Here is a 20,955-nt window from a genome sequence, read left to right as displayed (position 1 = left end):
CAACCCTGACCCCTGCCCCCGTCTCCCAGGACAGATCCGTGAGCAGCACCGCCCGCAGCACCCGACCACCCACCGGCCCCCGCCAACTGCACCCCGGGGCCTGGTGGTTGTGGGCGCTCGGACTGGGTGCGGCGGCCACCCGCACCACCAACCCGGCGATCCTGCTGCTGCTCGCCGCGACCGCCGGGTACGTGGTCGCGGCGCGGCGCGGCGATGCGCCCTGGTCCCGTTCGTACGGGGCGTTCCTACGCCTCGGCCTGGTCGTCCTCGGCATCCGCCTGGCCTTCGCCGTGCTGCTCGGCTCGCCGATCCCCGGCACCCACGTGCTGTTCACCCTGCCCGAAGTCCCGCTCCCCGCCTGGGCGCAGGGCATACGGATCGGCGGACGGGTCAACGTCGAGGGCCTGCTCGCCACGCTGTACGAAGGGCTGCGGCTGGCCACCCTGCTGATCTGCGTGGGCGCCGCCAACTCCCTCGCCAGCCCGGCCCGTCTGCTGCGCGCCCTGCCCGGCGCGCTCTACGAGGCGGGCGTGGCCGTGGTGGTGGCGATGACCTTCGCGCCCAACCTGGTCGCCGACGTCCGCCGGCTGCGCGCCGCCCGTCGCCTGCGCGGCCGTACGGACAAGGGTGTCGCGGCCGTGCTGAGCGTCGGACTCCCCGTCCTGGAGGGCGCGTTGGAGCGGTCCATCGCCCTGGCCGCGGCGATGGACACCCGCGGCTTCGGCCGCACCGCCGACGTCCCGCGCCCGCTCGCCAGGGTGACCGCCGCGCTCACCCTGGCCGGGCTGCTCGGGGTCTGCCTGGCCGCGTACGGACTCCTGACCGCCGGGGGCGCCGGCTGGGCCCTGCCCGTCCTGCTGCTCGGCCTGGCCGCCGCCTTCGCCGGACTGCTGCTCGGCAGCCGACGATCCGTCAGAACCCGCTACCGGCCGGACCCCTGGGCCCTGCCCGAGTGGCTCACGGCGGGCTCCGGCATCGCCGTGGCGGCGCTCACCACCTACCTGGCCGCCCAGGCCCCGGCCGCCTTCGCCCCCACCGTCGTCCCGCCGACCGTCCCCGTGCTGCCGCTGGCCGCCGTGCTGACCGTACTGCTCGGCCTGGTACCGGCGTTCGCCGCCCCGACCCCGCCCCGGAGGGCATCGTGATCACCTTCGAGCAGGTCTCCGTACGGTATGCGGGCTCCGAAGCGCCCGTTCTCGACAACGTCGATCTCACCGTCCCCGAGGGCGAACTCTGCCTGCTGGTCGGCCCGTCCGGCTCCGGCAAGTCCACCCTGCTGGGGACGGTCAGCGGCCTGGTGCCGCATTTCACCGGCGGCGTGCTCCACGGCCGGGTCACCGTCGGCGGCCGCGACACCCGCGAGCACCGACCGCGCGAACTCGCCGACCTGGTCGGCACGGTGGGCCAGGACCCGCTGGCCCAGTTCGTCACCGACACCGTGGAGGACGAACTCGCCTACGGCATGGAGTCCCTGGGCCTGCCGGGCGACGTCATGCGGCGCCGGGTCGAGGAGACCCTCGACCTGCTCGGCCTCGCCGACCTGCGCGACCGTTCATTGACTTCCCTGTCCGGCGGCCAGCAGCAGCGCGTCGCGATCGGCTCGGTGCTCACCGTGCACCCGCGCGTACTGGTCCTGGACGAGCCCACCTCGGCACTCGACCCGGGCGCGGCCGAGGAGGTGCTCGCCGTCCTCCAGCGGCTGGTGCACGACCTCGGCACCACCGTGCTGATGGCCGAACACCGGCTGGAGCGGGTCGTCCAGTACGCCGACCAGGTGCTGCTGCTCACCCCGGGCGCGCCCCCGGTGCTGGGCGAACCGGCCGAGGTGATGGCGCACTCGCCGGTGCACCCTCCGGTGGTCGGCCTCGGCCGGCTCGCGGGCTGGCGGCCGCTGCCGCTGTCCGTCCGCGACGCGCGCCGCAAGGCGGCTTCCCTGCGCGCCGAGCTGGACGGCCGCGCGCCCGCTGCCGCCGGCGTTCCGGGCGATGCGCCGATCGCCGTCTCCGACCGCCTCGCCGTCCTACGCGGCCCGGTCCAGGCCCTGCGCGGCGTGGACCTCACGCTGCGCCCCGGCGAGATCACCGCCCTGATGGGCCGCAACGGCGCCGGCAAGTCCACCCTGCTCGGCAGCCTGGTCGGCCTGCACGCCCCCGCCTCCGGCAGCGTCACCGTCGGCGGCCGCACCCCGCACCGGACCCGCCCCGCCGAACTGATCCGCCACGTCGGCCTGGTCCCGCAGGACCCGCGCGACCTCCTGTACGGCGAGAGCGTCGCCGCCGAGTGCGCCGCCGCGGATGCGGACGCGGGCGCAGTCGCGGGTTCGTGTCGCGCCCTGGTCGAACGCCTGCTGCCCGGCATCGCCGACACCGCCCACCCGCGCGACCTCTCCGAGGGCCAGCGGCTCACCCTCGCCCTCGCCGTGGTGCTCACCGCCCGACCCCCGCTACTGCTCCTGGACGAGCCGACCCGCGGCCTGGACTACGCCGCCAAGGCCCGGCTGGTGGAGATCCTGCGCGACCTGGCGGCGGAGGGCCATGCCGTGCTGCTGGCCACGCACGACGTCGAACTGGCCGCCGAACTGGCGCACCGGACCCTCATCCTGGCCGAGGGCGAGATCGTCGCGGACGGGCCGACGGCGGAGGTCGTGGTCTCCTCGCCCGCGTTCGCCCCGCAGGTCGCCAAGGTGCTGGCGCCCGGGCCGTGGCTCACCGTCCAGCAGGTCGCGGAAGCGCTGAGCGCATGAGCAGCCGTCCTGTTCCGCTCGGGCGCCGGTCGATCGGCGCGCTGCTGCTGGTGTCCTTCGTCGGCGTGACGGCCTTCGGCTGGCCGCTGCTCGCCTCCACCAAGTCGGCCCTGGTCGGCCACTCCGCCGACGCCCCTTGGCTGTTCGCCTTGCTGCTGCCGTTGTTGCTCGCCGTCGTGATCGCCCAGATCTCCGAGGGGCGTTCGGCGGGTGGCGGGGCACCGGGGCTGGACGCCAAGTCCGTTGCGCTACTGGGAGTGTTGGCAGCGGCCGGTGCGGCCCTGCGGCCGCTCGGCGCGGGGACGGCCGGGCTGGAGCCGATGTTCTTCCTGATGGTGCTGTCCGGGCGGGTGCTCGGCCCCGGCTTCGGCTTCGTACTGGGCTCCCTGTCGATGTTCGCGTCCGCGCTGCTCACGGGCGGGGTCGGGCCGTGGCTGCCGTTCCAGATGCTCGCGATGGGCTGGGTCTGCCTCGGCGCGGGACTGCTGCCGGGTTCCGCCACGCTGCGCGGCCGCCGCGAACTCGCGCTGCTGGCCGTCTACGGCGCCGTCTCGTCCGTCCTGTACGGCACGATCATGAACCTCCAGGGCTGGCCGTACATCGCGGGGCTCTCCGGGTCCGTCTCCTTCGTCCCCGGCGACCCGCTGCCCGCCAACCTCGTCCGCTTCGCCGCGTACTGCCTGACCACGTCGCTGGGTTGGGACCTGCCGCGCGCAGCGCTCACAGTCATCCTGTGCCTCACCCTCGGCACGCCCGTCCTGCGCGCCCTGCGCCGCACCACGCGACGTGCGGCCTTCGACGCGCCGGTCACCTTCCGCCCGCCAGGCGAGTGAACCCCCGTTTCCCTGGCGCGCCGTACGCCTTCGATCTTCCCGTCCGTCCACGATCATCACGACCGTGGTCCGAACCCTCGCCCTGGGCCTGGGAGTACAGCCAGGCAGCCCGCGCCAACCAGACCTGGCTGCTGCGCGAGGGCTCCTTCGCCCTGCAGCGGACCGCCGGCACCGCAGACGAGACGTGCATCGACGTCGACTCCGACCGCGACACCGGCGACAACGTCTTCCTGTACACCTGCGGCGCCGCCGACTCCAACCAGGAGTTCGTGGTCGAGAACGGCTACATCACGGTCCGCGAGACCCTCTGATCGGGCCTGCCACTAGGGTGAACGTTCGAACTGCGAGCCAGAACGGGAGTTCACCCCAGTGTCCGACGAGCCCTACGACAGCACCGACGACGAGGACGAGGACGCCCCCTGGATCGTCGCGACCTGCCCCGTCGGCCCCGAACTGGCCGCCCAGATCGCCGGGATGGCGGAACTCGACTGGGAGGACATCGACATCACCCGGAAGGCGATGACCGATGCCGGCTGGCGCCCGAACGGCGGCTGCCTGGGCGACCTCAACGAGAAGGCCTACACGCCCGCAGGCCACTTCGTGTACGGCGACAACTGCTTCTTCATGCCGTTCGCGTACGAGTACTACGTGCACCCCGACGGGGCCATTTCGGAGGACTTCTGGGGAACCCTCCCCGGCTGGCAAGGCCTCGTCGACCCTCCGGCCGGAGCCTTCGACGCCCAACTGGAAGCCGTCGTCGCCCAGTTCACCACATTGTTCGGCCCGCCCGACCACGACGTGACGCACGAGCGACGCCCGGGGCTCAACTACCACTGGCGGTACCGAATCTGGCGCCGAGGCGACAACGTCCTGGTGGTGGCCCCGGGACTGGACGACTTCTCCTACTCCCAGTTCGAGCACGCCTTCGTCCAGATCCGCCCCCTCCCGGCAGACGCGCCGCTGCCGCCGGTCACCGGCCTGCCTGACTTCTTCTCCTGGTGACCGCCCGGCAGGCATCACACGCCTGCCCGGCACCCGCGACGAGCCGCCCGCACATCCCGTCCCGCCCGGGACACTCATGTCGGCGCGGCCCGTCTGCCGCAGCTCTTGCCGCCGGAACGAGCGGCACCTTCGCAATCCGCGCCGCCACGATCGCCCCCACGCTGTGCGTCACCTCCTCGGGCAAGGGAGCGCTCAGAATCCCGACCAGCGCCTCCTTGCTCCACCCACCCGCGAGCAACCCCTCCACCCGCGCCACCTGGTCGGTCAACGGCTTCCCCGCCAACGCCATACGCGGCTCCCTGCGACCGAGTTCGAGCAGCAAGGACACCCCGGCCTTCAACTTCTCGGACGGAGGGACGGAAGGGACTTCCACTAAGCTGAGCAGGTAGCCGAGGAGCCCCCGCGCCGCCCAACTCAGCGAGTCCACGACCAGCTCGCCCGCCTCGACGGCCACCTCGCTGGCCGCGCGGAGATCGCCCGCTACCTCACCGGCCAGTCGGCCCGGATACCCGGCCTGGAGGTCACCGAGATGCCCGCCGGGGTGATCCCGCCCTGGTACGGATTGACGCTCACGTATTGGCCCGACGAACTCGGTGGCCTGCCGATCGAGAACACAGCTGCGATCAGGAGTCGGGCTCAGCTTCCCGCCAGGGGAAGCCGAGGCCACCGGCACTACTCTGCCGCCTGAGCGGCGTCAGCCAAGGCCCACGGCTCCTGCGACCCGTCCTCGCTCTCGTACCACGTCGCCCAGGTCAACTACGAGGTCGGCGACCGCGAAAGCGTGATCCGCGCGCTTCAGAACTCCGGGAAAGTCCGACCCGCGGTATACCGGCGGGCCGGGATTGAGCTCCCGCTCACCAGCGACATCCGGGCAGCGCGATAAGAGCCCCATCAGCTGGGCCCGCGCCAGACGGCGCGGGCCCAGCCCGAGGACTTCCATGCGATCGTGTTGATCACTTGGTGGTCATCCCGCCAGCCCGCTCCGCTCCTGCGCCCGGATCGGCAACCTATCGGGGCTCTCCGATGCCTTCACCGTAGCGCGGGTGGGCTTCCACCCCTCTGTCCCGGAGAGTGATGCCTCAGCGGTCTGCCAGGTCAGATCAGGCCCTTGGCCTCGTCGCCGGCGGGGACGGGCTCCATGACCGCGATGTCGAGGGGCTCGGCGAGCGCGTCGCCGAGGACGGCGGCGATGGCGGCCAGGGGGGCGCCCGCGCCGTGGGCGTCCAGGGCGGCCTGGTCGGCCCACTTCTCGACCACGGTGACGCGGTCGGTGCCGGCGTGGACGGCGTAGAGCTCGCAGCCGTTCTCGGCGTGGATGGCCGGGGTGTGCTTCTCGAAGACGGCCAAGACTTCGTCGCGTCGGCCGGGCTTGGTCTTGATCGTGGCGATGACAACGGGCATGAGGATCTCCAAGTACGTTGAGACGATCATGCTAAGGGCCTGACAGTCGGTAGCCGAACGGTTCGGCCGGAACGACACGAAGCCGATGGAGTTCTGCCAGCCGACGGATCGCCGCCGCGATGGCGTTCAACGTCCAGGGCCCCGGAGGAGCGGGCATGACCGCGCGCAGCGCCCAGGAGTTCCCCGACATCGCCGTTGCGATCGTCGTACAGGGCCGGGTACTGGTGGTGCGGCGACGGGTCGCCGAGGGGCAACTCTCCTGGCAGTTCCCGGCCGGGCAGATCGAGCCGATGTCCGGGCCGGTGCAGGCGCACCTGGACGCCACACTCGCCGGCCGAGCGCCCGATTGAACGTCCGGCCGAACGTTCAGCTAAACATCCCATCGGAAGCCCGGAGTCGGCCCGGCGCGCCCCGAATGCACCCGACACGCCCTGGCACGCCACCTGCCCTCCAGTGTAGGTCCACCGTAAATTTGACGGAACGTCATCATTTCACCAGGCCCGCCCGGCTAGGCCCCTTTCCGTCGATCGGTGGTTGGCATGCGACGTATCCCCCTGCGGGCGCGACTTCTCCGGTTCGGGCTCGGCGGCTGCCTCCTGGCGGCCGCCACCACCGGTAGTGCCGCAGCCGCCCCTGTCACCCCCGCAGCCCCTGCCGTCCCCTCCGCCCCGCAGCACCCCAAGGCCGGCCCCCCGCAGGAGCAGCGGATCGAGTCGCTGCTCTCCCAACTCACCACCGACGAGAAGGTCACCCTCCTCCGCGGCCGCGACGCCCCGAACGGCGTGCACTCCGTCGGCTACGTCCAGGGCGTCCCCCGCCTCGGCATCCCGCCGCTGCTGCTGTCCGACGGCCCGGCCGGTGTCCGGGACGGCCGGCCCGCGACCGCCCTGCCCGCGCCCGTGGCGCTGGCCGCCGCCTTCGACCCCGCGCTGGCCACGACGTACGGCGACGTCCTGGGCCGTGAGGCGAGGGCGCGCGGCTACCAGGTGCTGTACGGGCCGATGGTGAACACCGTACGAATCCCGCAGGGCGGGCGGAACTTCGAGACACTGGGCGAGGACCCGTTCCTCGCCGGGCAACTCGCCGCCGCCGAGGTGCGCGGCATCCAGGCGCGGAACATCGCCGCGCAGGTCAAGCACTACGCCGCCAACAACCAGGAGGACAACCGCCAGTCGTACAGCTCGGAGGTCGACGAACGCACTCTGACCGAGATCGAGCTGCCCGCATTCCGGGCGGCCGTCCGGAGCGGCCGGGCCTGGTCGGCGATGTGCGGCTACAACCCGGTCAACGGCATCTGGGCGTGCGAGCACTTCCCGTTCCTGCGCGACGTGCTGAAGGGCCGCTGGGGCTTCGACGGGGTGGTCGGCTCCGACTACCCGGCCACCCACTCCGCCGTCAACGCGGCGACCGGCGGCCTGGACCAGGAGTTCGGCGGTTCGACGTACTTCGCCGACCTGCCCGCCGCGGTGGCCGACGGGCGGCTCGCCCCGGCCGTACTGAACGACCAGGTCCGCCGGGTACTGCGGCTGATGGCGCGCACCGGGGCGCTCGACGGCGGGCAGCCGCCCGCCTCCGACCCGGCCGCCGGCGCACACGACGCCCGGACCGCGGCCGCCGCCGGGACGGTGCTGCTGCGCAACCAGGCGGCCGGCAATCAGGGGGCGACACTTCCGCTGGACTCCACCCGGCTCAGGTCCGTCGCGGTGATCGGCCCGTGGGCGGACCGGGCGTACACCGGCGGCGGCGGATCCTCGCACGTCACCCCGTACGCCGAGCACACGGTGACACCCCGCCAGGGAATCGCGGCAAGAGCGGGAGCGGGGGTCTCCGTGCGCTACCACCCGGGCGACGACGCGAACGCGGCGGCCTCGGTGGCCGCCGGGGCGGACGCCGCCGTGGTGGTGGTCGGCGACGAGGAGACCGAGGGCGCGGACCGCGGCTCCCTCGACCTCGCCGCAGCGGACGACGCGCTGATCCGGGCCGTCGCCAAGGCCAATCCGCGCACGGTGGTGGTGCTGAACACCGGCGGGCCGGTCACCATGCCGTGGCTGGACGCGGTGCCGGCCGTGGTCGAGGCCTGGTACCCGGGCGAGCAGAGCGGCGCCGCGCTCGCCGACGTGCTGTTCGGCGACACCGATCCGGCCGGGCGGCTGCCCGTCACCTTCCCGACCTCGGCGAACGCCACCCCGGTCCAGGACGCCTCCCAGTACCCCGGCACGGACGGCGCCTACCACTACACCGAGGGCCTCAAGGTCGGCTACCGCTGGTACGACGCGAGCGGCACCGCCCCGCTCTTCCCCTTCGGCCACGGCCTCTCGTACACCACCTTCGACTACGCCAACCTCACCGTGACCGGCCCGGACCCCGCCGGGCGGGTCGGCGTCGGCTTCGACCTCACCAACCGGGGCAACCGCACCGGCACCGAGGTGCCCCAGCTGTACGTCTCCTTCCCGTCCGCCGCCGGGGAACCGCCGCAGCAGCTCAAGGCCTTCGACAAGGTCACGCTGGAGCCGGGCCGTTCGACGCACGTGCAGCTCCGGCTGGACCGTTCCTCCTTCGCCACCTGGGACACCGACGCCCACGGCTGGCGGGTCCCCGGCGGCCAGTACGGTCTGACGGTCGGCTCCTCCTCCCGCACGCCGAGGCTGCAGGGCACCGCGCTCGTCCCGGACTCCCCCGCCGTCTCCGCCTGGTCCGGGCGGATCACCGGCGCCGACGGCTCCTGCCTGGACGCCGAGGCCGCTGCCACGGACACCAACGAGTCGGTACGGACGGCCGGTTGCACCGGCACCGCGGCCCAGGACGCCACGGTCGGCTCGGACGGCAGCATCGGCGTGCTCGACGGCTGCCTGACCCCGGGCGGCTCCGCCGACGGCGCCGCCGTCCGGCTGCGGGACTGCGCCCAGGGCACCGACCAGGTGTGGCGTCTACGCGCGGACGCCTCGCTCCTCCACCCGGCCTCCGGCCGCTGCCTCGCCGCCGCCGACGGCCGACTTCTGCTGCGGGACTGCTCGGGCGCCGCCGAGCAACGTTGGGCCACCCCCCGCGCGAGCGGCCCGCTGACCGGCATCGCCGGGCAGTGCGTGGACATCAACCGCGCGTCGACGGCCAACGGCGCCGCCGTCCAGCTCTACCACTGCAACTCCACCGGCGCCCAGGACTGGTCCGTCCAACAGGACGGCTCACTGAGGGCGTTCGGCAAGTGCCTGGACGTCACCAACGGCTGGACCGCCGCCGGCACCCCTGCCCAGCTCTACGACTGCAACGGCACCGGCGCCCAACGCTGGCAACCCCGCGGCGACGGCACGCTCCTCAACCCCGCCTCCAACCGCTGCCTGGACGCCCAGGACGGCAGCAGCGCCGACTGGACCCGGCTGCAGATCTGGGACTGCCACGCGGGCCCCGACCAGCGCTGGACGCTGCCCTCCTGAGCCGATCGCTTCCGAACCGCGCCCACCTCGACTCCGCCGCCCCGAACCCGTCAGGCGGTTGCCCGGCTCCGCCGCACCAGCACGGCGGACGGCGCACACATCGCCGCCGGAAGCAGCAGCGCACCGAGGGCGACGCTGTAGCCGGTGACGGCCCACTGCAGTCCGGCGGTCGAACTGCCCAGCGAGGCCGCCAAGTCGGGCTCGGCGACCACGAGGACGGTGGTGTCGAGCAGCACCATGAAGTAGCCGAGCGAGATGCTCGACAGGGCGCGCAGGCGGGTCGCCGGCGATGGATCGGCCGAGCCGGCTGGACCAGCGGCAAGTACGGGGGCAGCAGTCATCGGATTTCTCCAAGTCAGCGGGGGATCGGCCACCCACTCTGGTGCGCCGCCCCGCCCCGCTCCACCGCCGATCCCTCACACACCGTTCGGAATTCCCGAACGCCCCCGTACGCTGTCCCGCAACACCAGCACCGACATGACCACGACCACACCACGGCCGGCCGTTCGGGGACCCGAGGAATCCAGTGGAACTCCGTCAGTTGCGGTCTACGCCGCCGCGGCCTGAAACGCTGCACGCCCCGGAGCTCCGTGAGCCCCGGGGCGCGCAACTACCGTGCAGGCGTCAGGCCTTCGGGCCCGCGGACTGGACGACCTCGAAGGACCACAGCGTGGAGCCCGAGGCGGCCGGGCGCTTCGGGGCCTCACCCTCGGCGCCGCCCTGGTGTGCCGCCTTCATCGGGCCCTCCATCCAGGCCTGGAACGACTCCTCGTCGCGCCAGCGGGTGTAGACGAGGTACTGGTCGGTTCCCTCGACCGGGCGGAGCAGTTCGAACCATTCGAAACCGTCGGAGCTTTCGACGGCGTGCGCACGGTGGGCGAAGCGCTGCTCCAGAGTCTCGCGCTGCTCGGCGGGGACAGTCAGTACGTTGATCTTGACGACGGACATGCCGCTCCTTCTGCTCCGCCGGGGTCCCGGGTGCGGGCTCCGGCTCGGTTGCTGCCTACGGTCAGCAGTCTCCTACACCTCACGCGGGCAGGTCAGGAGATCCACGGCGGAAGGACGCAAGATGGAACCCCGGGTCGCCGTGCATGGCGACCCAGGGTCCGGGGAGAGGAAGCCGGGGGTGTGCTCCCTTCCCCGCCGACCGGAGGCGTACGGAAGTTCGGGTGATGCCCCACCCGATCGGCGATCCCCGCCGACCGGTCCGTCGCGCCTCCGCGCCGGCCGTCTCTACTTGGCGGTGCGGGTGCGGTACAGCCGCACCTCGACTTCTTTGGAGGCCGCCGATTCTGAGGCGGACTCACGACGGAGTCTTCGCAGCTCAGTGGCTATGAGTCGGCACCGTAGTAATCACGACATGTGTGGCGCAAGGCGTATCGGCCGGCTTCACTCGTCCGTGGTCGCCAGCAACATCGGCGGGACGGGTCCTGGCGACGGCAGCCGGTCAGGAATTCTCGTGTCCTATGGGTGAGGCCGTGCGAGCATCGGCGCGTGATCGACGATGAGGAGCTGTTTGCCGCCGACCTGATCGGGAGGCGACTGCTGAAGGTCACCACGGCCTGGCATCACTACGCTGACGACGAACCATCGCTGGTGCACCTGTGGCTTCACCTGGAGGGGCTGGGACCAGTTCTGTTCCACACGCCCTCGACAGGCTTGTCGCTGCGTGCCGACCAGCCGCACGGACCGTACTCGATGGAGGAGCACGGCAGCGTCACCGTGACCGACGATTCGCCGGATGTTCCGGTGACCCGGTTTGTCGGACAGACGATCCGCTCGGTTCGCCAGATCGACTACAACGACGGCGAGGTCGGCTTCACAGCCGGCCTCACGCTCCAGTTCCCCAGCGGCAGCATCCGCCTGCTCGGTCTCGTGGACGACCTCCTCATCGCCCACGACCAGCATCTGGGCGCTGTCGAGGCCCACCTGCACGAGGACGTGACCTTCGCACGGACGTTCTCCACCCGCGCGTCGCAGGCTTGATCTACCACCCGCCGCGAGAGCTGCAGAACGCCTCCGCCGAGCAGATCGCCGATGCGGCCCTGAGCTACAAAGCGATCGCTCTGTAGCGGTAGGTCGCCAGCAGCCCCGATCGATTGTGGGTGACCGTAGGCTCCTGCCATGCCAACCGAGTACAGATCCCAGGCCAACCCGAAACGGCTTCGTCTTCCAGGCGATCGGCCCCGACGGCACCACCGCAGTCGAACTCGGACGGCGCCTCGGCGTCTCCAAGCAGGCGGCGGGCAAGACCGTCGAGAACCTGGAACAGCTCGGCTACGTCGAGCGCGGCAGCGACCCCGCCGACGCCCGGCGCAAGGTGGTCCGCCTCACCGACCGGGGGGTGGACTGCCTGGTCCGCTCGGCGCGGATCTTAGACGAGCTGCGCGCGGAGTGGTCACAGACCCTCGGTGAGGAGCAGCTCCTCCAGGTCGAGGACGGCTGCGGCTACTCGCCCCCGGGGGCCCGTTCCGGCTCGACACCCCCCGCTGGTTCGGCGCGCCGTAGAGCGCGCCGAAAGACGGGGCGGACGTCAGAACGACCGGCCCTCGCCCCGGTAGGGCGGCTCCGGTCCGACCGGGTCCGGCCGGTCCCGGAGGTCGGCGCAGAGGGTGGTGCTGAGCCGGCTGAGCAGTTCGGCGAGGTCCGCGTACTGCTTCTCGTCCCAGTCGCCCAGCAGCTCCGAGAGTTGGGTGCGCCGGGCCTCGACGAGGCGCAGCGCCGTTTCCTCCCCCGCTTCGGTGAGGCGCAGCGACCGGCTGCCGGTGCGGGCGGCGAGGCCCCGGCCCTCCACCTCGCGGACCGCCTCCTCGACGACCGCGATCGGGACGATCCGGTGCTCGGCCAGTTCGGCGGGCTCCACCGAGCCGTGGTGGTGTATCTGGAGCAGCAGCCAGCTGGAGGCGGGCAGCAGGTCGAGTCCAGCGGTGGTGGTGATCCGCCGGAACAGGTCCCGCCGGGCCTCCCGGGTGCTCAACACCGAGAGGGAGCGGGCGATTTCGTCCAGCGAGCTGCGTTCGACCGGGTTGATGCCGATGGACTCGCTGAGGTCCGGCGCGGTCACGGTGGAGCGCAGCTTCTGCTCGCGCAGGAAGAGCGACAGGACGAAGGCGACCGCCGCGACGGGCGCGGCGTACAGGAACACCCGGGTGATCGACTCGGCGTACGCGTGGTGGACCCCGGCCTGGGCGGCGGCCGGCAGCTGGGTGACCAGCCGGGGGTCGGAGGTGATCGCCTCCACGTGGAAGCCCGGCGGGAGCGGCTGGCCGGCCAGGGCGTCGGCGAGCCGTGAGCGCAGGCCGCCGGCGAAGAGCGTCCCGAAGACGGAGACGCCGAAGGAGGCGCCGATGGAGCGGAAGAACGTGGCGCCCGCGGTGGCCACGCCGAGGTCCTGGTAGCCGACCGAGTTCTGCACGATCAGCACCAGCACCTGCATCACCAGGCCCAGCCCGAGGCCGAAGACCAGGAAGTAGGAGCTCATCTCGGCGGTGCTGCTGTGTTCGTCCAGCCGGGAGAGCAGCAGCAGGCCGACCGTGGTGACGGCCGTGCCGGCGATCGGGAAGGTCCGGTAGTGGCCGGTGCGGGCGACGATCTGGCCGGAGCCGATCGAGGTGACCAGCATCCCGAGCACCATCGGCAGCATGTGGATGCCGGACATGGTGGGCGACACCTGCCGGACCACCTGGAGGAAGGTCGGCAGGTAGGTGAGCGCGCCGAACATCGCGAAGCCGACCACGAAGGAGATCACCGCGACCAGGCTGAAGGTCTGCGAGCGGAACAGCCGCAGCGGCAGGACCGGCTCCGCGGCCGTGCGCTCGACCTCGATGAAGGCGATCAGCAGCACCAGCCCGAGCACTCCCAGGCCGACGATCTGCCAGGAGCTCCAGGCCCAGGTGGTGCCGCCGAGCGAGGTCATCAGCACCAGGCAGGTGGCGACGGCCGCGATCAGCCCGGTGCCGAGGTAGTCGATCCGGTGCTCGCGCCGGACCTCCAGCCCGTGCAGCACCGCGGCGATCACCACCAGGGCGACCACGCCGATCGGCAGGTTGATGTAGAAGACCCAGCGCCAGCTGAGGTGGTCGACGAACAGCCCGCCGAGCAGCGGCCCGAGCACGCTGGTGACGCCGAAGACGGCGCCGAACAGCCCCTGGTACTTGCCGCGGTCCCGGGGCGGGACGAGGTCGCCGACGATCGCCTGGGAGAGCACCATCAGCCCGCCGCCACCCAGGCCCTGGAGAGCCCGGAAGGCGATCAACTCGCCCATGTTCTGGGCGATTCCACACAGTATCGAGCCGATCAGGAAGATCACGATGGAGGCCTGGAAGAAGCGCTTCCGGCCGTACATGTCGCCGAGCTTGCCCCAGAGCGGGGTGGCCGCGGTGGCGGCCAGCAAGTAGGCGGTGACCACCCAGGACAGGTGCTCCAGGCCGCCGAGGTCGCTGACGATGGTGGGCAGCGCGGTGGAGACGATGGTCTGGTCGAGGGCGGCGAGCAGCATCGCCAGCAGCAGTGCGCCGATCGGCACCCACAGGTTGGGGACGGTGCCCTCCGGCGGACCGGGCTCGTTCGCCGGGCTCCGGTCGGACGCGGCGAGCGGGTCCGTCATGGCCTCTCCACAGGCGGCATGGCCTCTCCGTAGGGTCGCGGGGCCGGACGACCGGGCGCCCGTGCGGATGATCACTCCCAGTTCCCCATGCTGGCAGATGTGTCCCGGTTTGTTCCGTTCGATTGAGCCGAACGTAAGCGCCGGGCCCGTCCCACGCGTTCCGGCGGTTTCCCCGGGAGCCAACCACCACCAACCGGCACAACACCCCCACCGGAGGCCGGACGCCCCTGTCCACCCTCCGGGACGTCCTGCATAATCAGGCGCGACCGCGAGACCCGAGACCCGAGGAGGACCGGCCGTGCCGGACCAGCACTGCCCGACGTGCGGCGCCGCACGCTCAACCGGGTGCGGCTGCCTCCCGGATCCGAGCCTCGCGGAGACCACCGTCCTCCCGCACGTCGAGGGCCCGCCGCTGGTGCGCCCGTACGTGCCGCAGTCGGCCGGCCAGGTGGCGGAGGAGCCCCCGCCGCCCGGGGACCCGTTCGCGACCACTGTCCTGCCGCCGGTCCGGCCGATGCAGTCCGCGCAGGCGATGCAGTCGGCCCAGCCGCCCGTCACACCTCCGCTGGGGCCGGACGCGGACGCCTACGCGACGACCGTGCTGCCGCCCGTGCCGGGCCCCGCGCCGGACGCGTACGCCACCACCGCCCTGCCCCCGGTCCCGCCCGGCGCCGGGGAGGACATCGGCTACTTCCCGTTCGACCACCCGGCGTCCGAGTCCGGGGCCGGTCCCGTCGGCGGCCGGGCCGCGCGGCGGGCGGCCGATCAGGCCGGGCAGAGCCCGTTCGCCCGGCGCAAGCTGCTGATCGCGGGCGTCGGCGCGGGCCTGCTGGCGCTGACCGTGGGCCTCGCGTACGCCGTGACACCCTCGCCCGAGCCGTCCCACCGGGCGGACCCGCTGCCCACCAGCACGCTCGCCCCCGCGCCGTCGGACCCGCCCACCCAGGCCGCCCCGCCCCCGGCCTCCCCGGCCCCCACCAGCGACACGCCGACCCCGACCTCGACCCGGACGGCCAGACCCAGCCCGACCAGGACGTCCGCCCCCACCCCGACACCGACCCGCACGCCGACGCCGACCCCCACCCCGACACCCACGCCCACGCCGACGCCGACCCCCACGCCCACCGCGACGCCCACGCCTCGGCTGCTCCAGCTCGGGATGAGCGGACCCGACGTCAGGGCGATGCAGCAGCAGCTCTACGTCGCCGAGTGCGGATTCGTCGACAAGTCGATCGTCACCGGCACCTTCGACGCCTGGACCCAGTCGGTGCTGTCCGACTACCAGCGCTCGAACCACATCAAGGGCGAGAACGGCGTCTACGGCCCCAAGACCCAGGCCGTCCTGATGGCCGACCCCGGCTGCTGACGCCTGCTGCCTCCCCCGGCCGACGGGCATCCCGCCCGACGGCCGGCCAAGGACGTCAGCCCGTGACGGCCCCGAAGATGCTGACACCCGCCAGCACCACCATGATCGTCGCCGCTACCCGGATGATCAGCTTCATCGGCACGTACTTGAGCAGCTTCTGCCCGCCCACGATGGCGATCCCGCCGACCGCGCAGAGCGCCAGCCAGGAGCCGATGCCGACGGCCAGCGGATCGACGTACTTGGCGGCCAGGTTGGCGGTCATGATCTGGGTCAGGTCGCCGAACTCGGCGACCGCGACGACCGCGAAGCTGGCCCCGGCCACCTTCCAGAAGCTGTTCGAGGACGGCTCCTTGGCCGAGTGCTCGTCGTCGTCCTCACCGCCGTGGAACAGCAGCATCGCGGCGCCGACCAGGAACAGCAGGCCAGTGACACCCTCCACCCAGCGGTGCGGCAGCAGCGAGAGCAGGTGCCCGGCGGCCAGGGCCAGGCCCACGTGGAGGGCGAAGGCGGCGGCGATGCCCGCGAAGACGTAGCTCGCGCGGTACTTGGTGCCGAGCACCAGGCTGGCCAGCGCGGTCTTGTCCGGCAGCTCGGCCAGGAAGATGATGCCGAACGTCAACGCGGCAACGGTCAAACTCATCGGAGGAATCCCTCGGTCGGGCTGTCCGGCCTCCGCAGCTCCGTCAGGGGTCGCTTCGGCCCGACAGCACTGGAATGGTCACAGCACTGCGGCCGAAGGTCTCGCCGGCACCGCCCGTCCGGATCAGCGGACCGACCGGATCAGATGGTTCAGGTGCCCCGGGCGCCGGGCCCGTGGGGGCCAGTATGTCGACGGTCCGGTGGAGGGCTACTCCCCTTCAACGTGCTCAAGCCTACCCGACGCCGTCATCAGGCCTGTCCGACGCCGTCGGCCGCCGTCACCAGCCCCCGCCCGACCAGTTCCAGCACCACCACGATCGCCGTCGACTCCACCGCCAGCAGCGCGATCAGCACGAACAGCTGCACCGCCCCCGCCTGGACGGGCGAGGCGCCGCCGATCAGCATGCCGACGAAGGCTCCCGGCAGGGTGACCAGCCCGACCGTACGGGTCTGGTCCAGCGCCGGGACCAGCGAGGTCGCGGCGGCAGTACGGCAGATCTCCAACCGGGCGTCCCGCTCCTCGAAACCGAGCGCCAGCGCCGCCTCCACCTCACCGCGCCGCTGCCGCAGCTCGTCCAGGGCCCGCCGCCCGGCCAGCGAGGTGGCGGTGAGCCCGCCGCCGATCAGGATGCCCGCGACCGGGATCACCGACAGGCCCTTGGGCGGCAGCAGTCCGACGGCCAGCAGCAGGGCGAGCACCGGCAGCACCCCGGCGCCGATCGGGGCGGCCGCCCAGAGCCAGCCGGGGCCCGGGGTCATCCGCCGTCCGGCGGTGCGCACCGCGACCGCGAACATCAGCAGCACGAACAGTGCCGACCACCAGAGCGAGCCGACCACCCAGGTGATCACCGCGGCGACGGCGGCCAGCTGGACGGCCGCCCGCAGCCCGGCCCGCGCCACCGCGCGCCCGTGGCCGAGCATGCCCCGCCCGGCCACCGCCACCGCGGCCAGCAGCAGCACCGTGGTGACCACCCCGAGCACCGGGGTGACCGGGAGCAACTGCCCACCGGAGGCGGAAAGCGCCATCAGATCCAGCTGGTGAACCACATCCGGTCCTGCCAGGACGACATCGGGATCACCTCCGCCGTGTACAGCGGGTAGAAGAAGGCGAAGCAGCCGACGATCGCGAGCACGATCAGTCCGGCGCCGATCGCCCCGTACCGGCGGCGCTCGGGGCTGCTGCCGACCGGACCGAGGATCGCGCCCAGCATCTGGGCGACGGCCAGGCACAGGAACGGCACCAGCACGACCATGTAGAAGGAGAAGATCGTCCGCTCCTGGTACTGGAACCAGGGCAGGTAGATCCCGGCCACCGCGCACAGCACGGCACCCGAGCGCCAGTCCCGGCGGAAGAACCAGCGCCACAGCAGGTAGACCAGAGCGAAGCAGGCCGCCCACCACAGGAACGGGGTGCCCAGGCCCAGGATCTGCGCCCCGCAGCCGCCGGAGGAGGTGCAACCGCCGGTGCCGTTCGGGATCTGCTCCCAGTACATGGAGACCGGGCGGCCGTCGACCAGCCAGGCGAAGGGGTTGGACTGATACTTGTGCGGGGTGCTCAGCCCGGTGTTGAAGTCGTACATCTGCGAGTGGTAGTGCCACAGGCTGCGCAGCGGCGCGGGCACCCAGCTCATCGGGATCTGCGGCAGCGGGATGCCGAGGAAGTGGTCCGGGGAGAGCCCGGCGCGGCCGTCCGCCCAGTGCCGGTCGTAGCCGCCGTCGCCGACCGCGCCGCTGGCCAGCCAGCCGCTCCAGGCGCCGACGTACACCACCAGGGCGGAGCCGACCATGGCGAGGAGGGCGGGTACGGCGTCCCGGCGCAGCATGGAGCGCCACGGGTGGCGGGCGCCGGCGCCACGGCGGCCGCTCTGGTCCCACAGCACGGTCAGGATGCCGAAGGCGGCGAGGATCGGGGCGCCGTTCCACTTGACCGCGCAGGCGGCGCCGATGAACACCCCGGCGGCGATCCGCCAGGGGCGCAAACCGAGCCCGGCCCGGTCGGCGTCCGTCACGGCGGCCAGTTCGGCGCGGGCGTGGTCGCGGTCGACCAGCAGGGCGCCGAAGGAGGCCAGCACGAAGAACATCTGGATGCCGTCGAGCAGGCCGACCCGGCTCATCACCAGCTGCAGGCCGTCCACGGACATCAGCAGGGCGGCGGTGCAGCCGATCAGGGTGGACCCGAAGAGCCGGCGGCCGATCCGGGCCAGCATCAGCACGGTGACGGTGCCCAGCAGGGCGGTCATGAACCGCCAGCCGAAGGGGTGCAGGCCGAACAGTTGCTCGCCGATCGCCATCACCCATTTGCCGAGTGGCGGGTGGGCGATGAACTCGGGCGCGGAGCCGAGCGGGATGGACTGCGGGACGGCCAGGATGTCGGTGTTGGCGTGGTCGGGCCAGGTGCCCTCGTAGCCCTGCTGGAGCAGCGACCAGGCGTCCTTGGGGTAGTACGTCTCGTCGAAGACGAAGGCGTTGGGGTAGCCGAGGTCCCAGAACCGCAGCAGGCCGGCGAAGAGCGCGACGGCGATCGGGCCGAGCCAGCCGGAGCGGTCGGCCGCCCAGCGGAGCAGCCCGGCCGGGGCCGGTGCGGGGTCGGCGGGGGCCGGGGCCGCCGGAGGGTGCGTGAGCGCCGCTTGCGTCATTGCCTTCGCCGATCGCCTGTCTGCGGGGCCCGCCGGGTGCTGCTCCGGGCCCGGGTCTGCTGCCCAGGCCGGGGCCGGGCGGTCAACAGCCACTGACACTATGTGGCGGTGCCCGGGAAGCCAAGTGCGACGGGCGCCGACCAGGTGACCTGGTCGGCGCCCGTCGCGAACACCGTTGCGCGCCCGCTGTCGCGCGCTCTGTCACGCGGCGGTCTGCAGCTCCCGGACCGGGGCCGGGGTGCGGACCACGGCCGGGGCCGCGTTGTCCTGCTCCGCCGTGAGGTACGGGCGCAGCCGCAGCGCCAGCAGGACGATCAGCAGCGTCGAGCCCGCCATGGCCGCCAGATAGAGCGGCCAGGTGCCGGAGCCGACCAGCAGCACACCGACGGCCGGGCCGACCGCGACGGCGATCTGCTTCACCAGGGCGTACCCGGCGTTGTAGGTGCCGAGCAGCCGGGCCGGGGCGAGGTCCGCGACAATCGGGCCCATGGTGGGCGCGAGCAGCGACTCGCCGATGCCGAACAGGGCGTAGATCGAGACGATCGCGACCGTGGCGGCCATGGTTTCGGTCCGTATCAGACCGGCCACCAGGGCCATCGCCCAGGCGCCGAGCCAGACCAGGCCGGCCGCGGCCATCGCGGTGGTGCGGCGGCGGCGCGCCGTGATCCGCACCATGAACATCTGCAGGACCACGATGGTCAGCGCGTTGGCGCCGATCGCGAAGCCCAGGGTGGAGGGCGCGGTGCCGACGGTGTCGGTGGCGAACGCCGCGACACCGGACTCGAACTGGCCGTAGCAGGTGAAGAAGATCAGCCCGGCGAGGACGCAGAGCCGCACCATCGCCTTGTCGGCGAACAGGGCGCGCAGGCCGGTCGGGCCGTCGGCCTTCTGCTGGACGACACTCAGCTGGACCTTGGGCACCCGGGCGGTGCCGGCGACCAGGGCCAGGCCGATGAAGGTCGCCGCCTCGATGGTGAACAGCCGGGTGAGGCTGGCCGGGTCGGCGACGTCGACGATCTGCCCGCCGACCAGCGCGCCGATGCCCATGCCCAGGTTGGCCAGGGTGAACTGCAGCGCGAAGGCGTGCGAGCGGGTCGCCGCCGTCGAGCAGCGAACGATCATCGTGGCGAGCGCCGGCTGGCAGGTGGTGACACCCGCGCCGAACAGGAAGGACGACACCAGCAGGGCCGGGGTGTCGGCGGCGTGACCGAAGGCGAACGCGCCGGTGGCGGCGAGCGCGGCACCCGCCAGCAGGACCGGACGGGGACCGTACCTGTCGATGCCGCGCCCGGTGAACGGGAGGACGGCGAGCGCTGCCAGCGCGAAGACGGTGAACACCATCCCGGCCGCCAGCGAGCCCAGCCCGCGCACCTGGTCCACGTACACGAACATGTACGGCATCGTGAACCCGCTGCCGAACGCACTGAGCGCGTTGCCGATCTGGACGCGGCGCAGCGGGCCGCCCGCCCCGTGTCGCTGCTGCCTCTGCTGCTTCACCGTGCCGGTCACCGTGCACATCCCTTCCTGGTTCGACTGGACTCTCGAGTTGAACTCTTAAGGCCAGAAGATTTCAGAGCTAAAGTTTGACGAGATAAAGTCTTAGCACCGGAAGACTGTGGAGTCAAAGGCTTAAGAGATGCACGTCCGCGTGCGACACTGGCGGCATGACTACGGACAAGCCGGCGCCGGCTGCCGACAAGCCCCTGCCGGCCACCCCCCTGGAGCTCGGCATCGCCGAGCAGGTGGCCCTCTACCAGCGGGAATTCCCCACCGTGGACCCTCAGGTGGAGACGATCGTGCAGACCCTGTCCCGGGTCGCCCGGCGGATGGGCGTGGCGTACGACCGGCAGCTGACCGTGCTCGGAATCACCTCCGCGGAGTGGGAGGTGCTGAAGGCGCTGGTGGTGGCGGGCAGCCCGTACCGACTGGGGCCCGGCGAGCTGGCCAAGCGGCTGGGGCTCACCCCGGCCGCGATGACCCACCGGATCGACCGGATGGTCGCCGAGGACCTGGTCACCCGGGAGCGGGACGAGTCCAACCGGGTGCGGGTGATCATCGAGCTGACCGAGAACGGCCGCGACAAGTGGCTGGAGTCGATGCGGATGGCGGCGGTGTTCGAGGAGGAGCTGCTGCAGGACGTCGCGAGCGAGGAGCGCGCCGCACTCTCCACCCTGCTGGCCCGGATGCTGCGGCGGATCGAGCAGAGCCAGCCGGACGCGCTCGGGCGCACCGCCGACCTGGCCTGAGAGCGGACGGAGTCCGGCCCGCCGGGGGGCGCTCCCCCGGCGGGCCGGACTC

The 20,955-nt window shown here is 72.3% G+C and carries 18 protein-coding genes and 2 pseudogenes; 11 read left to right on the top strand and 9 right to left on the bottom strand.

What is annotated here, in order from left to right; all coding sequences use genetic code 11:
* Positions 1 to 5: 5 nt before the first annotated feature.
* Genes ACWC9T_RS17825 through ACWC9T_RS17805 form a run of 5 tightly spaced genes read left to right on the top strand, consistent with a single transcriptional unit; the run spans position 6 to position 4,578 of the window.
* A complete protein-coding gene (locus tag ACWC9T_RS17825; protein ID WP_449822006.1) occupies positions 6 to 1,145 on the top strand; it encodes an energy-coupling factor transporter transmembrane protein EcfT in 1,140 nt (379 codons plus the stop codon).
* On the top strand, positions 1,142 to 2,743 hold the full coding sequence (locus tag ACWC9T_RS17820) for an ABC transporter ATP-binding protein (RefSeq protein WP_449821982.1): 1,602 nt from the start codon (positions 1,142 to 1,144) through the stop codon (positions 2,741 to 2,743). Before ACWC9T_RS17825 ends, ACWC9T_RS17820 begins: the two co-directional genes overlap by 4 nt.
* Complete coding sequence (locus ACWC9T_RS17815) at positions 2,740 to 3,576, top strand: ECF transporter S component (protein ID WP_449821981.1); 837 nt, start codon at positions 2,740 to 2,742, stop codon at positions 3,574 to 3,576. The genes ACWC9T_RS17820 and ACWC9T_RS17815 overlap by 4 nt, the downstream gene beginning before the upstream one ends.
* A complete protein-coding gene (locus ACWC9T_RS17810) occupies positions 3,573 to 3,887 on the top strand; it encodes a hypothetical protein (protein ID WP_449821980.1) in 315 nt (104 codons plus the stop codon). The genes ACWC9T_RS17815 and ACWC9T_RS17810 overlap by 4 nt, the downstream gene beginning before the upstream one ends.
* Positions 3,888 to 3,945: 58 nt before the next feature.
* Entirely contained in the window at positions 3,946 to 4,578 is a 633-nt protein-coding gene (locus tag ACWC9T_RS17805; protein WP_449821979.1) for a hypothetical protein, read from the top strand.
* Here ACWC9T_RS17805 and ACWC9T_RS17800 read toward each other — a convergent pair.
* Both ACWC9T_RS17800 and ACWC9T_RS17795 read right to left on the bottom strand, forming a co-directional pair.
* On the bottom strand, positions 4,547 to 5,245 hold the full coding sequence (locus ACWC9T_RS17800; protein ID WP_449821978.1) for a hypothetical protein: 699 nt from the start codon (positions 5,243 to 5,245) through the stop codon (positions 4,547 to 4,549). The genes ACWC9T_RS17805 and ACWC9T_RS17800 overlap by 32 nt on opposite strands.
* A 428-nt stretch (positions 5,246 to 5,673) precedes the next feature.
* Positions 5,674 to 6,009, bottom strand: coding sequence for a putative quinol monooxygenase (locus ACWC9T_RS17795; RefSeq protein WP_449821977.1), 336 nt, complete (start codon positions 6,007 to 6,009; stop codon positions 5,674 to 5,676).
* Positions 6,010 to 6,134: 125 nt separating this feature from the next.
* Here ACWC9T_RS17795 and ACWC9T_RS17790 point away from each other — a divergent pair.
* A pseudogene (locus tag ACWC9T_RS17790) lies at positions 6,135 to 6,269 on the top strand (NUDIX hydrolase); the annotation flags it as partial.
* A gap of 249 nt (positions 6,270 to 6,518) precedes the next feature.
* Positions 6,519 to 9,410 (top strand): glycoside hydrolase family 3 C-terminal domain-containing protein, encoded by a 2,892-nt coding sequence (locus ACWC9T_RS17785; protein WP_449821976.1) that lies wholly within the window; start codon positions 6,519 to 6,521, stop codon positions 9,408 to 9,410.
* 50 nt (positions 9,411 to 9,460) lie between these two features.
* Here the strand turns inward: ACWC9T_RS17785 and ACWC9T_RS17780 are convergent, their stop codons facing one another.
* Positions 9,461 to 9,751 carry a hypothetical protein gene (locus ACWC9T_RS17780; protein ID WP_449821975.1) on the bottom strand — a complete coding sequence of 97 codons (291 nt, stop codon included), beginning with the start codon at positions 9,749 to 9,751 and terminating at the stop codon, positions 9,461 to 9,463.
* Positions 9,752 to 10,034: 283 nt separating this feature from the next.
* A complete protein-coding gene (locus tag ACWC9T_RS17775) occupies positions 10,035 to 10,358 on the bottom strand; it encodes an antibiotic biosynthesis monooxygenase family protein (RefSeq protein ID WP_449821974.1) in 324 nt (107 codons plus the stop codon).
* 546 nt (positions 10,359 to 10,904) lie between these two features.
* On the opposite strand from ACWC9T_RS17775, the gene ACWC9T_RS17770 reads away from it, so the two are divergent.
* On the top strand, positions 10,905 to 11,396 hold the full coding sequence (locus ACWC9T_RS17770) for a hypothetical protein (protein WP_449821973.1): 492 nt from the start codon (positions 10,905 to 10,907) through the stop codon (positions 11,394 to 11,396).
* Positions 11,397 to 11,511: 115 nt separating this feature from the next.
* Positions 11,512 to 11,694 (top strand): annotated as a pseudogene (locus ACWC9T_RS17765) (MarR family transcriptional regulator); the annotation flags it as partial.
* Between the two features lie 249 nt (positions 11,695 to 11,943).
* Here the strand turns inward: ACWC9T_RS17765 and ACWC9T_RS17760 are convergent.
* Complete coding sequence (locus tag ACWC9T_RS17760) at positions 11,944 to 14,016, bottom strand: DHA2 family efflux MFS transporter permease subunit (protein ID WP_449821972.1); 2,073 nt, start codon at positions 14,014 to 14,016, stop codon at positions 11,944 to 11,946.
* A 298-nt stretch (positions 14,017 to 14,314) separates the two neighbouring features.
* On the opposite strand from ACWC9T_RS17760, the gene ACWC9T_RS17755 reads away from it, so the two are divergent.
* The gene (locus ACWC9T_RS17755) at positions 14,315 to 15,382 is read left to right on the top strand and encodes a peptidoglycan-binding protein (protein WP_449821971.1); all 1,068 of its coding nucleotides are present in this window, start codon (positions 14,315 to 14,317) and stop codon (positions 15,380 to 15,382) included.
* 55 nt (positions 15,383 to 15,437) lie between these two features.
* Here the strand turns inward: ACWC9T_RS17755 and ACWC9T_RS17750 are convergent, their stop codons facing one another.
* From ACWC9T_RS17750 to ACWC9T_RS17735, 4 genes are all read right to left on the bottom strand, one after another.
* Positions 15,438 to 16,022, bottom strand: coding sequence for a TMEM165/GDT1 family protein (locus tag ACWC9T_RS17750; RefSeq protein ID WP_449821970.1), 585 nt, complete (start codon positions 16,020 to 16,022; stop codon positions 15,438 to 15,440).
* A 248-nt stretch (positions 16,023 to 16,270) separates the two neighbouring features.
* Positions 16,271 to 17,047 carry an ABC transporter permease gene (locus ACWC9T_RS17745; protein ID WP_449821969.1) on the bottom strand — a complete coding sequence of 259 codons (777 nt, stop codon included), beginning with the start codon at positions 17,045 to 17,047 and terminating at the stop codon, positions 16,271 to 16,273.
* Positions 17,047 to 18,657 carry a dolichyl-phosphate-mannose--protein mannosyltransferase gene (locus ACWC9T_RS17740; protein ID WP_449821968.1) on the bottom strand — a complete coding sequence of 537 codons (1,611 nt, stop codon included), beginning with the start codon at positions 18,655 to 18,657 and terminating at the stop codon, positions 17,047 to 17,049. Before ACWC9T_RS17740 ends, ACWC9T_RS17745 begins: the two co-directional genes overlap by 1 nt.
* A gap of 201 nt (positions 18,658 to 18,858) precedes the next feature.
* The gene (locus ACWC9T_RS17735) at positions 18,859 to 20,166 is read right to left on the bottom strand and encodes an MFS transporter (protein ID WP_449821967.1); all 1,308 of its coding nucleotides are present in this window, start codon (positions 20,164 to 20,166) and stop codon (positions 18,859 to 18,861) included.
* Between the two features lie 155 nt (positions 20,167 to 20,321).
* Between ACWC9T_RS17735 and ACWC9T_RS17730 the strand changes: the two genes are divergently transcribed.
* On the top strand, positions 20,322 to 20,903 hold the full coding sequence (locus ACWC9T_RS17730) for a MarR family winged helix-turn-helix transcriptional regulator (protein WP_449821966.1): 582 nt from the start codon (positions 20,322 to 20,324) through the stop codon (positions 20,901 to 20,903).
* The last annotated feature ends 52 nt before the right edge of the window (positions 20,904 to 20,955 follow it).

The organism is Kitasatospora sp. NPDC001159, assembly GCF_053598235.1.
The sequence above is the reverse complement of the archived record's forward strand: the minus strand, read 5'-3'. Positions and strand labels throughout refer to the sequence as shown.